A 12,040-nucleotide genomic window follows, 5' to 3' on the forward strand; every position below is an offset into this window, starting at 1 on the left:
TTACTGCATAATGTTGAGCAACTAATATTCAAGTCTGTGTTTATATCAACCTATGATGCAATTATTGTTGGGGCCGGTCCAAATGGTCTGGCGGCCGCTGTAGCGCTGGCTGAGCGGGGCCTTCACGTTAAAGTACTGGAAGCCCGGGAAACGATTGGCGGCGGCACCCGAACACAGCAGCTGACCCTGCCCGGCTTTCACCACGATGTATGCTCGGCCATCCATCCGATGGCACTGGCCTCTCCCTTTTTTAATACGCTTCCGCTGGAAAATCATGGTCTTCAATGGATCTACCCGGAATATCCACTGGCCCACCCGCTGGATGAAGAACCGGCCGTTGTGCTGTACCCTTCACTGGATCAGACGGCCGGAGAGCTGAACCGGGATACCCCGGCATACAAAAAGCTGTTCGGACCGATTATTTCTAACTTCGAACGGCTGATTCCCCAGCTGCTGGCCCCGTTTTCCCCGTTCCCGGACACCCCGATCCTGATGGCCCGCTTTGGGTGGAATGCCGTTAAGTCGGCCCGATCCCTCGCTTTTTCACGATTTGAATCGCACCGCGCGCGAGCCCTTTTCGCCGGACTGGCGGCCCACAGCATCCTGCCACTGGAGCAGTCCGTTTCCGCTGCCATCGGGCTCATACTTGGTGCTGCGGGCCACCATCGCGGCTGGCCCCTTCCAAAAGGGGGATCCCACCAAATTACCAACGCCCTGGCTTCTCACCTCAGAGCCCTGGGTGGCGAAATTGAGACCGACTGCAACGTGGAATCGATCGATCAGCTGGAACATGCCCGGACAGTATTTTTTGACCTCACCCCTGCCCAGGTACTGGAAATTGCGGGAGAATCGATTCCACCGGGGTATGCCAGAAAGCTACAGAAATTCCGCTACGGGGCCGGGGTTTTCAAACTGGACCTGGCGCTCGACGGGCCGATACCGTGGAGTGATTCCCGCTGTCTCAAAGCCGGAACGGTTCACCTGGGCGGCCTCTTCGAAGATATTGCCGACTCCGAACGAGCCACATTTAAGGGCAACCATCCTGAGAAACCGTATGTGCTCGTCGCCCAGCAAAGCCTCTTTGATGATACTCGTGCGCCCGACGGCAAACACACCGCCTGGGCTTACTGCCATGTACCGCAGGGCTCTACCGTGGATATGTCGGAGCCAATATTAAATCAAATCGAGCGATTTGCCCCCGGTTTTCGCGATCGGATTATCGGGCGGCACTCGATGAACACCGAGCAGATCCAACGGTACAACGCCAATTATATCGGGGGCGATATCAACGGCGGGCTGCAGGATATAACCCAGCTTTTCACGCGTCCCGCGGGGCTCTTTAATCCTTATCACATCCCCGAGACTTCGTATTATATCTGCTCCTCTTCGACCCCGCCCGGCGGCGGAGTTCACGGAATGTGCGGATATCACGCCGCAATGTCTGCCCTGAGAAACCACTTGGACACCTGATATCTCCAAAAATATCCTCTAAAGAATAATTACATGCTTTTATTTCACCGTTATTTCTCTTTACAGGGACCTCTGCAAATCAAATTTTGATGGCAAAACAGATTCAACCCAACATTCATGCCTGGTACATGCAACTTTTAAAATACACGTCAAATGCCGGTACTGGGCACGGAAACGATTTCGTAAATTCACCTTGTCGTTTTACCATCATCCAACCACATTAATTTTCAGGAGCCGCTGGAGCCCATGCTGAGTGTCAAGGAACAACAGCTTCAAATTCTGTTCTCACTGCTGTCTCGCGGCAAGCGGACCCGGTACGGCAGGCAACACGCTTTCGACAAAATTGAAGGCTACCAGGATTTTTGCACCCGGCTGCCGATCAGTTTTTACAGTGATATTGAAGACAAGATAGAGGCGGTAAAGCAGGGCGCGCCCGACCTGTTGTGGCCGGGAACCACCAACCGGTTTGCCGTTTCCGCCGGCACTACGGGAAAAGGCAAGCACCTCCCTCTTTCAGACGAGCGACTCAAGAGCGATTGCCGGTTTATGCGTTCGGTGGCCTTCAGCTACCTGAAAAATTGGAATCGTATTCCCTCGGTTTTGGGCAAACATCTGAGCCTTCCGGGCACAGTGGAGCGGAGAGATCACCTTTTAATTGGGGAAATAAGTGGTTTCACGGCCCTGCATTCGCCCTGGTGGCTTCGGCCCTTTCACCTCAAGCCTCCCGCCGAACTGACCCGGCTTCCCTTCAAACAAAAGTTTGAAACCGTTCTTGAGGCCGCCCTGGAATCTGATATCAAGGTCATTGTAGCCGTACCAAGCTGGATTTTAACACTATTCCAGCAGGCTCTCGATCGAACCGGTAAACAAAAAGTTTCGGAAATCTGGCCTAATCTTGCATTGCTGATCTGTGGCGGAGTGAAGCTTTCAAACTACCAACCGCACCTGGAGCAGCTCTACGGGAAAAAAGCATCTCCCCTCGATTTTATAGAAACATACGGCTCTTCCGAGGGCTACTTCGCCTATGCTGATACGCCAAATAATGAAGATATGAAGCTGGTATACGACAACGGCATATTCTACGAATTTGTACCTGATCCTCTTCCGGAGATGGAATCACTCAGTATTCAGCCGACTATACCGTTGTGGCAGGCAGAGCCCAACCGGCCCTACGCCATGCTCGTAACCACCAATGCCGGGCTTTGGCGCTATGCGGTCAATGATATCGTGGAGTTTACCTCGGTCACGCCTCCGCGCATTTCAGTTATGGGCCGATTAAGTGAGATGCTGGATGATTTCGGAGAAGCCCTTCACCTCTATGAAGCGGAACAGGTTCTGAACGAAACAGCGGGCAGGATGGAAATCGGAACCTGCTCGTTTACCGTGGGCAGCAGCATTACGTCTGAGCAGGAACTGCCCCGCCACCACTGGTTTGTACAGTTTGTGGAGCCTCAGCACAAGCAGACACTGGAACGACTTGCCCGCGCTGTTGACCAGTCCCTGCAGGAAAAGAACAGGCATTACGCCATCCGGAGAGAAAGTGGTGCACTGGGCCGGCCCGTAATCCGTTCAATCACCCAGCAGGAAATCAACAGCTGGCTGGACCAACAGGACAACAGTTCTGCACAAAGCAAGCTGCCCAAACTGCTGAAAAAACGGGAAGATATTGACTTTTTTCTTCATCAATAGGGCCTCATAACATCTTGGTATCGATCTCGTGTGGCAGAAATATTTCTTTATTGCATGAATACATCCACAGGCGAAGGAAAATACCATTTCAAGGGTATCCCAGGTCCAGAAAATCCCAGCTGCAAACGGGACAAGAGCGGTCATGCTGATACATTTTTGAACAGCAATTCGTAATGATTAAGCAGTTTTAACAGGGGAACGTTCATTTTATAAATATTTATTTTTTATACTTTTAAAAGTACGATATCTATCATAAAAACTGTCAAGGGTGAAATCATGAGTTCAGAGAATAAAATTACCGCTTTCTGCCTGTGTTTCTGTATATTTTTTATTGCCTCAACAGCTACCGGGCAATCAACCTATTCAGATACCTACCTTTACTCTCCTGGTTCCGATTTGCAATCACTCCATTCTACAGCCGGGATTTTTCCATTTCAAAACACGGTAACGGGTATCGCGAACGACGCCGGGGAAAAAACACGGCGAAATACCACGTCGGTAACTGCAGGATATATCGAAGATGAATTTAACCTGAGAAGTGATAACGGAAGCTACCGATACCGGTTTAACGGCAAATCGACGGGTATTATGCTGAGCTCCAGATCCTCTTCTGCCATATTCAGTTACGGTATTGCTGATGCGCAGGAGACCGAAGGAGATATTCGAAGTATCACAGCCGACCTAAACCTGGGCGGTAATATTAGCATCTTTCGGCACCTGTTTGGCGTGCCCATCGGCAGCTTTATTCCCGTTCGGGTAAATATGGGCTACCGGAATCTGGAACTGATGGACAACACGGAATATCCGGGGCACGCTGTCAATATCGGCACCGCCAGCCTGGGTGGCGGACTCGGCGCCCACATTCGAATTCCCACCGGCCTGCCGGTCTTGCAAGATAACCTCACCGCGTTTGCCTCGGTAGTTACCAGCGTTGGGGGGATCGGCGAATTTTCCGGGCTCACCAACGACCCGATGCCCGATTCAGGGGACGCCATAAGCGGTATCCGGCTCACCAAAAGCACCGATTTCAATTTTGAAGCCAAGTTTGAACGCTTGCTCGGTGGCAAAACAGGCGTTACGGCAGGCCTGACCCTGCGCTGGCTGCATTGGACCGATGAAAGGGCAGACAACGCCAAACAGCTGCTGGATGTGATTTCCGGAAAACAGCAGGGCTTGGGGTTGCAAGCTACCCAATCCTTTTTCCGGATAGGAATTAACTGGTAAGCACTACACCAGTTTGTGCAATCGTACCGCCAGGGTTTTCTTTATTTAGAGGAAGCCCGACTGAAAAGGAGCTTTGCAGAACCTGCTATTTTGTTGGGAGGAGTTGTACCACCACCCTTGGTGACCTTTTAAACGGAAGTAAAACTCAGAACGAAGAATTGAGGGGTTTGCAAAACCCTCTGGAAATAAAGATCAACCTCCGTAATCTGAAGGCTGGTGAGCCCCCTTTTTGAGGACCCATTATTTTACGACCAGGTTCACAATCTTGCCCGGCACAAAAATCTCTTTTACCAGCTTCCCGTCATCCAGATACCGCTTGACGTTTTTCTCCTCCTTGGCCAGACCCAGCACGAGCTCCCTGTTCTCAGCCTTATCAGTGGATACTTCAATCTCTCCGCGGACTTTGCCATTCACCTGTATGGCGTAGGTCGTTGTTTCGTCGACCAGGTATTCCTCGTTGAATTCGGGCCATGCAGCATATGCTATGGACTGGTCATGTCCCAACCTGCTCCAAAGCTCTTCCGCTATGTGAGGAGCGAAGGGAGAGAGCAAAACAAGAAACGACTCCAGGCTTTCACGGGGAATCTGGTCCCATTTATACGCCTCATTGATAAAAATCATCATTGCAGAAATTGCCGTGTTAAAGGAGAGGTTCTCCACATCACCAGTTACCTTTTTAATACATTCATGCAGCGCTTTTAACTGCGCTTTTGACGGCTCCGTATCCTGTACAGCGCTGTTTATTTCACCGCTCTCCTCATCGATAATCAGCCGCCAGACGCGACCCAGGAAGCGATAGACCCCGTCCACATCCTTGGTGCTCCACGGTTTGACCTGCTCCAGCGGACCCATAAACATTTCGTACAAGCGCATCGAATCGGCCCCGTATTGAGCTACAATATCATCCGGGTTCACTACATTTCCGCGCGACTTCGACATCTTGTGGGCCTTCGCATCCACCTTGATGTCGGTTCCTTTCAATACAAACCCGTCACCTTTCTTATCGATTTCGCTCTCGTCGAGCCTGACCTGCTCCACATCCTCCAGCTCTTCTGCTTCGTCCGGTGAAATCCATTTTCCATCTTTCTTAAAACCGGTATACTCCATCTCCCCGAGGATCATCCCCTGGTGCACCAGCCGCTGGAACGGCTCTTTGGTGGAGACCACCCCGCAGTCATACAACACCTTGTGCCAGAACCGCGCATAGAGCAGGTGCAGCACGCTGTGCTCGGCGCCGCCCACGTACATATCCACCGGCATCCAGTATTTTTCCTCGTCAGGGTCCACAGGTGCCCCGTCAAAATCGGGACTGCAATACCGCAGGTAGTACCAGCAGGAGCCCGCCCACTGCGGCATGGTGTTGGTCTCGCGCAGGGCCGGCCTGCCGCTTTCCGGATCGGTGGTTTGCACCCAGTCTTTGGCCCGGGCCAGCGGCGGATCGCCATCGGGCGTAGGTTCAAAATCCTCAACCTCCGGCAGCGTTACCGGCAGGTCGTCTTCATCCAGCGGCTTCGGCTCGCCATCCACGTGGATAATCGGGAACGGTTCGCCCCAGTAGCGCTGGCGGGAGAACAGCCAGTCGCGCAGCTTGTAATTGACAGACTTCTTCCCCTGCCCTGTTTCTTCCAGCCAGTCCGTGATTTTCTTCTTGGCCTCATCCACCGAAAGCCCGTTCAGGGAAACCTCATCATTTTGGGAATTGACCAGCACGCCCTCTTCGGTATCGGTATAGGCTTCTTTGGTGATATCGCCGCCTTTGACGACCTCCACGATATCCAGATCAAACTCCCGGGCAAACTCCCAGTCGCGCTCATCGTGACCCGGAACGGCCATAATCGCACCCGAGCCATAAGTAGCCAGGACATAATCGGCCACTAAAATCGGAATTTCTTCTCCAGTCGCGGGATTGATCGCATTCGCGCCGGTAAATACGCCCGTCTTCTCCTTGCTGAGCTCGGTGCGCTCCAGGTCGGATTTCCGGGCCGCTTCTTCCTGGTAGGCTTTGACCGCTTCTTTCTGATCATCGGTCGTGATTTTATCGACCAGTTCATGCTCGGGCGCCAACACCATGTATGTAGCACCAAAAATCGTATCAGGACGAGTGGTAAATACTCTGATGTCTTCCTCGTAGCCGGAAATCGGGAAGTCGATATCGGCACCGATCGACTTGCCGATCCAGTTGCGCTGCATCTGTTTGGTGGATTCGGGCCAGTCCAGGTCGTCGAGCCCTTCCAGCAGGCGGTCGGCATATTCGGTGATCTTGAGCACCCACTGGCGCATCGGCTTTTTGACGACGGGGTAGCCGCCCACTTCGCTCTTGCCGTCGATCACTTCTTCATTGGCCAGCACGGTTCCCAGCTCGGGGCACCAGTTCACGGGCACGTCATCCTCGTAGGCCAAGCCCATGTCGTACAGCTTCAGGAAGATCCACTGGGTCCACTTGTAGTAGTCGGGATCCGTGGTGTTGACCTCGCGGTCCCAGTCGTAGCTGAAGCCGAGCGACTGCAGCTGCTCGCGAAACCGGTTGATATTCTTTTCAGTGGTGTCGCGCGGGTGGGTGCCGGTCTTCACGGCGTACTGCTCGGCGGGCAGGCCAAATGCATCCCAGCCGATGGGGTGCAGCACGTTGAAGCCCTGCATGCGCTTGTACCGCGCCAGGATGTCGGTGGCGGTGTAGCCCTCCGGGTGACCTACATGCAGGCCGGAACCGCTGGGATAGGGAAACATATCCAGCACGTAATATTTGGGCTTGTCGTGGTTCTCCGGCGTCTTGAAAGTCTTATTCTCCTGCCAGTATTCCTGCCACTTGGATTCAATATCTTCCGGATTGTACGAGCTCATGCAGTCTGTTTTAACTAAATGTTAAATTTAGGATTAGTCGCCAAAGATAAGGAAAAAAAGGGGTGTATCGAAGAGAGGATTATTGGTTCTGATAATGAATGGAGAAATAGGAATTGAGAATAGGTCCGGTCCCCTCGCTGAATGAGAACGTTTAGAAATGATATTCACGCGGAGGGGACGCGATTTTGAGTCGCGTTTCTCTACTTGCTTTTAAATATCGCGTTATAAACACCCGGTGCATAACGCCATTCAACGTAGCTCCGCTTCAGTAGTAGAAAAACTTAGCAGGTTTGAAAAAAACAATACATAGCTGCGTTTCGCCATTCTGCTGACCTCTATTACCGTCAAATCTCATCTACCAAGGCGCCTCGGCCAGCCGCTACCAGAAGGAGCGTATTACCGCCACCTACCTGGCCATTGAGGCCATCGAGCATGTCCGGGCTGACCGCGACTCCTACTGGCTCGGTCCAACCTCTGGTGATTTTGCTGACTGGGCCGACGAAATAACAACTGCCAGCTTGTGCGGTGGCAGTGGCTGCCGGGTTGATACCCGTCTTGAAGTCGATAACGAGCAGAGTATTCAGAGTTGCGGTGAGCAGTGTCCGCTGCTGGATTACAACGAAGGGAGCAACCTCTATGGTTATGGCAATGGCGCCGACAGCAAGTATCGCCGCACCTTAGTGGCCACTAACCCCCAGCCTGGCGAGGTGATACTGACAGCAACTGTTGAGTGGACACGCTCCGGCGGCAACCAATCATCCGTTGAGATAAGCGAGTCTGTCTTTGATTATCGCCGCAACTAACATGTCTGTTTTTTCAACACAATCTAAGCCTACAGACGACCCCGGCTTTACCATCCTGTTTGCGGTTATCGTTGTCGGGGCGGTCACGGTTCTCGGGGCTACGTTGGCCGGCATCTATCAGCGGTCGGCACTTCTGGTTACCTCCTCAGATGCTTCATCGCGGGCTTTTTATGGAGCCGATACGGCGCTTGAGTGTGCGATGTATTACGACACGCAGCATGATTCCTTCTCAACTACGACTGCCGACATTAACTTTGGTGAGGTTGAGTGCCGTGGTATTTCGGCTTCAGACACGAGCTATTCTGGGTCTGGCCCGTACTACCGGTCCTTTTCTCTGAACTCTGATGATGAGCGCCTCTGTGCCGAGATCTACATCGAAAAAGAGACTGATGGCGATGGAGAAATCCGCACACGCATCGAGGCTCGCAGCCGCAACACCTGCGGCGAGTCAGCGCGCTACCGCGCCGAGAGAGCCCTCAGAACCGCGTATTAAAGCAAAGAATATAAGTTTACCCAGCCCTTGCGCAGGGACTGGGCCAATAATAAAAACCCCCTAGCGTGCATTACACACACTAAGGGGTTCTAGTAATTAACATTAAACACTCCTACCTTGCACACCACGGGTGCACAAGGCTTACCGGCGATACAACTCCTGCTCTCCGATCGGCTCCTCACGTACGTTGTACGTGATGTCGTTGATCGGGCTTGCAACCTCAAACTGACGTGTTTGCAACTGCCGGTCCTTTGCCTGCGAGTTAACTTCTTCTGGTTCGTAGAACCAAGTTATAGACACTTTTGCATCTCTCCCTGGCACGAAATAAACAAAGTCATCTTGCCCGTTAGTTGGTGATTCACCACGAATTTTACTTGCATGAACAAAATAAAATTCGTAACTAGTTCCGGTTTTAAAGAACTTTTTAGTGATGGAGGTCACTTCTACGTCAACCCAACTTTCTTTGCCTTTATCCGGAATAATTTCGCTAAGATTTACATTGTTAAGATTATCACTGCTTGGTCCGGCTTTTACTTTTATAGCAGCTTCTTCACCAGATTGATCAGCGGAGACTTTTTTCTCAAATTGTACAGAGATTGACACAGCAATCTGGATTGAGGAAGGAAGTTTTTGAAATGGACGAATGAATATACGTTCTCTTTTATCCTTTGCTCCGGAGACAAAGAACGTTTCTTCTGCTCCTGAGAAACTCATGATCCGCTGAAAGCCTTCGAGCTTTTCATTATCATCCTCAGGATCATAGTTGCCATCAAGGTCAACACAACCACCGTCATTCTCATCGGCCACGCCGTCACCGTCGTTATCATCGTTATCCGAGCAGGCTGGCAGCTCTTCCTTACGGACAAGCGTTAGGGTAACCTCCACATCCGCTCCGGCCGTGATCGTCTCCGCATCTGGTTCGTAGCCGTCTTTGCCGGCTCGTACCAGTCGCGTACCCGCTCGGGCCGGGAAGTGATGCGTCGACTCACCAGCCTTGTACGTATAGGTGTTACCACGGTCCTCGACGGTGATCTCCGGGTTTTCTACCGCATCTCCGGTTTCATCCACAACGTCAACACGCACCGCGGCCGCCTTCCGGTCGGCCCGGATCACGATTGCTCGGTCGGTATCCGTCGGGATAACAATGTCGCAGCTTTCTGCAAAGAACTGCGGCTCGGTACACAGCTCGATACCCTGATCCGTTCTCGGCAGGGTAATCTCACCGCTGGCGGAGCCGTCGTTGAGAACCTCACCGGTATCCGACCGGTAGAGGTCACCGGCTACCAGTGTGTCTGCACCGTCGGCGCGGATCTCGTACGTTCGGGTAATGGTTTCTCCACCATTACCATCGTCATCCTGTTTGGCCAGGGTAACGGTCACGGTACCGTCCGTATCGAAGGAGATAACCCGTGCCGTTGGCTTATGGCCGTCGGCCTGAATGCAGACGGTCAGGGTTGTGTTGGCTTCTCGTGTGATCTCAGCCGCAAGCTCCTCACCGCTGCAGCTCTTGTCCTCCAGGCTGCCAGCATAGACACTGAAGTCGGTCAGCTTATCGCCGTTCTCCGTCACCGCGACGATGGTTTTTTGTACCATACGAATTTCCGATTCGGTGGGACCATTGCCTTTACAAGAAGCAAGAAAAAGAGTAGTAAAGACACCAAGTAGCAGCCATTTCTCTATAGAGAAAGAAAACACAAGCATATTAATGAAGGATTATAAGTACCTATGAAAAGTTTATATCATATTATTCAAAAAAGTGCCTATTGACAAAGATTTGATCTTATTTAATTCTTGAACTGCCTGATGTCTCCAAGAGTGATAGTTCATTAGTTGATTATTATGTTCCGTTCCTTGCAGAATGATTTTGGCATTACAAAATCTCTCTCCTAATAAAAATTCCTGTGTAGAGAACTCGTGTAGAACTGTCCTCTCCCGAATCTCTGATTAATTTCCCCCGGTTAGACCCGGTTATTTGAACGAAGATTGAATCAACGATGTCTTTCTATTGAAAATCTCAACCTCAACTGAAAATCAGGAAACAGGAACCGCATGTATCAGCTGAATCAAACGCAGACCCTGCAAGCCCCGATCGAAGAGGTATGGCGGTTTATTGCTCATCCGGCCAACCTCAACAAGATCACGCCCCCGGAACTCAATTTTGTGATCACTTCTCCCGTTCCGGATACCATGCACAACGGCTTGCTGATCCGGTACGAGGTGACGCTTCCGCTGCTGGGAGTATCAGACTGGGTGACGGAGATCAAACATATTATCCCCAGCCGGCAGTTTATCGACGAGCAGCGGATCGGCCCGTATCGCTTTTGGTACCACTTCCACGGGCTGGAGACCACCAGTGACGGCGTGGTGATGACCGACCAGGTCTCCTATTTGCCTCCCTTCGGTGTACTTGGAAAGCTTGCAAACCGGCTGTTTATCAGGAATCAGCTGGAGTCAATTTTTGACTACCGCTACCGTGCCCTGGAAGCCCGTTTCGGTTAAAAATTCTGGATGAGGTATTTTTTGATTGCCACATTTAATCGGCGCAGCAACCTCACGACATGTCCCATTCTCAGAAGATTTAACGAGTTGAGGCTATCCACTTTCTTTTGTTACAGCCGGTTTTATTCAGACACCGATGTTTTCCGGATAAAACGGCGTGCGGCCCACAAACTTCCCAGGTATCCCATAAAGACCGAAAGCAACAGCATCGCCCCGCAGAGATAATACCAGCGCCCAAACGGCCAGGACAAGACCCCGAACTGCGGGATATATTCCGGCAGCAGGAACAGGAAAAACAGGTACATAACTCCTACGGCCGCCACTCCCGCTATCAGTCCCTGGATGATCCCTTCCACCACGAAGGGACGACGAATAAAGGCATTGGTGGCTCCGACCAGCTTCATCGCCTTGATCAGACCGCGTTTGGCATAGATGGTCAGGCGTATGGTGTTAAACACCAGGATTAAAGCGGCTAACAAGATCAACAGCCCGATCCCCCCGCCTGCAACGGCGATCGTTTGGAACCGCGATTGCAGCATCTCCAGCAGCTGCTGGTTAAATTGGACCTCCTCGACTCCCCGATACTCCTCAATCCGTTCCACCAGGACTGCTATATCACTGACTTCAGCCTCCGGATCTATACTGAGTCGAAAAGAGGCCGGCAGAAATTTCAGCTCTGCCAGCGACTCTCCTCCCGCACCAAACTCCTCTCGAAAAATGGCCGCAGCGCTGTCTTTTGAGATATAGGTAAACGACTGTACCAGGGGCTCCTCTTCCAGTTTATCCCGGAGTTCCCCGGTTGTCCGTTCATCCAGGTCTGCCAGGAACACCTCCACGTCAATCGACTGTTTCAACGCGTTGCCCACCTCGTAAACGTTATATGATATTCGCGCCAGTATCCCCAGCAAAAGGACTGCAATAAACAACGAAAAAATGGACGTAAAGGAGGCCAAGCGCGCCCGCTTGAAGCCTGCCAGACCCTCTTTAATAACGTAACCTAAACTCATGTTTTATACTTTGT

General features: G+C 51.8%; 9 protein-coding genes. 6 read left to right on the plus strand and 3 right to left on the minus strand.

The genetic code is table 11. From position 1 onward, the window contains the following. Positions 1 to 36 precede the first annotated feature (36 nt). The 3 genes from ACG2E4_RS10180 to ACG2E4_RS10190 all read left to right on the plus strand — a co-directional run bounded on the left by ACG2E4_RS10180 (position 37) and on the right by ACG2E4_RS10190 (position 4,383). Positions 37 to 1,470, plus strand: a complete 1,434-nt coding sequence (locus tag ACG2E4_RS10180; RefSeq protein ID WP_395261024.1) for a phytoene desaturase family protein — start codon at positions 37 to 39, stop codon at positions 1,468 to 1,470. Positions 1,471 to 1,716: 246 nt separating this feature from the next. Further along, positions 1,717 to 3,159 (plus strand): GH3 auxin-responsive promoter family protein, encoded by a 1,443-nt coding sequence (locus ACG2E4_RS10185; RefSeq protein WP_395276476.1) that lies wholly within the window; start codon positions 1,717 to 1,719, stop codon positions 3,157 to 3,159. 276 nt (positions 3,160 to 3,435) lie between these two features. Next, positions 3,436 to 4,383, plus strand: a complete 948-nt coding sequence (locus ACG2E4_RS10190) for a hypothetical protein (RefSeq protein WP_395276477.1) — start codon at positions 3,436 to 3,438, stop codon at positions 4,381 to 4,383. Between the two features lie 240 nt (positions 4,384 to 4,623). Here the strand turns inward: ACG2E4_RS10190 and leuS are convergent, their stop codons facing one another. Next, positions 4,624 to 7,224, minus strand: a complete 2,601-nt coding sequence (gene leuS / locus ACG2E4_RS10195) for a leucine--tRNA ligase (protein WP_395261030.1) — start codon at positions 7,222 to 7,224, stop codon at positions 4,624 to 4,626. Positions 7,225 to 7,742: 518 nt separating this feature from the next. Between leuS and ACG2E4_RS10200 the strand changes: the two genes are divergently transcribed. Next, a complete protein-coding gene (locus tag ACG2E4_RS10200; protein ID WP_395276478.1) occupies positions 7,743 to 8,027 on the plus strand; it encodes a hypothetical protein in 285 nt (94 codons plus the stop codon). Then, the gene (locus ACG2E4_RS10205) at positions 8,008 to 8,520 is read left to right on the plus strand and encodes a hypothetical protein (protein ID WP_395276479.1); all 513 of its coding nucleotides are present in this window, start codon (positions 8,008 to 8,010) and stop codon (positions 8,518 to 8,520) included. Before ACG2E4_RS10200 ends, ACG2E4_RS10205 begins: the two co-directional genes overlap by 20 nt. A 141-nt stretch (positions 8,521 to 8,661) precedes the next feature. Here the strand turns inward: ACG2E4_RS10205 and ACG2E4_RS10210 are convergent, their stop codons facing one another. After that, complete coding sequence (locus ACG2E4_RS10210; protein ID WP_395276480.1) at positions 8,662 to 10,221, minus strand: hypothetical protein; 1,560 nt, start codon at positions 10,219 to 10,221, stop codon at positions 8,662 to 8,664. 348 nt (positions 10,222 to 10,569) lie between these two features. Here ACG2E4_RS10210 and ACG2E4_RS10215 point away from each other — a divergent pair, with 348 nt between their 5' ends. After that, positions 10,570 to 11,019 carry a hypothetical protein gene (locus ACG2E4_RS10215; RefSeq protein WP_395261032.1) on the plus strand — a complete coding sequence of 150 codons (450 nt, stop codon included), beginning with the start codon at positions 10,570 to 10,572 and terminating at the stop codon, positions 11,017 to 11,019. A gap of 122 nt (positions 11,020 to 11,141) precedes the next feature. On the opposite strand, the gene ACG2E4_RS10220 is transcribed toward ACG2E4_RS10215, so the two are convergent. Then, positions 11,142 to 12,026 carry a cell division protein FtsX gene (locus tag ACG2E4_RS10220; protein ID WP_395261034.1) on the minus strand — a complete coding sequence of 295 codons (885 nt, stop codon included), beginning with the start codon at positions 12,024 to 12,026 and terminating at the stop codon, positions 11,142 to 11,144. Between the last annotated feature and the right edge of the window lie 14 nt (positions 12,027 to 12,040).

Origin of the sequence: Halalkalibaculum sp. DA384 (assembly GCF_043951955.1) — a bacterium.
In the GTDB taxonomy this organism is placed as follows: domain Bacteria; phylum Bacteroidota; class Rhodothermia; order Balneolales; family Balneolaceae; genus JAMQKA01.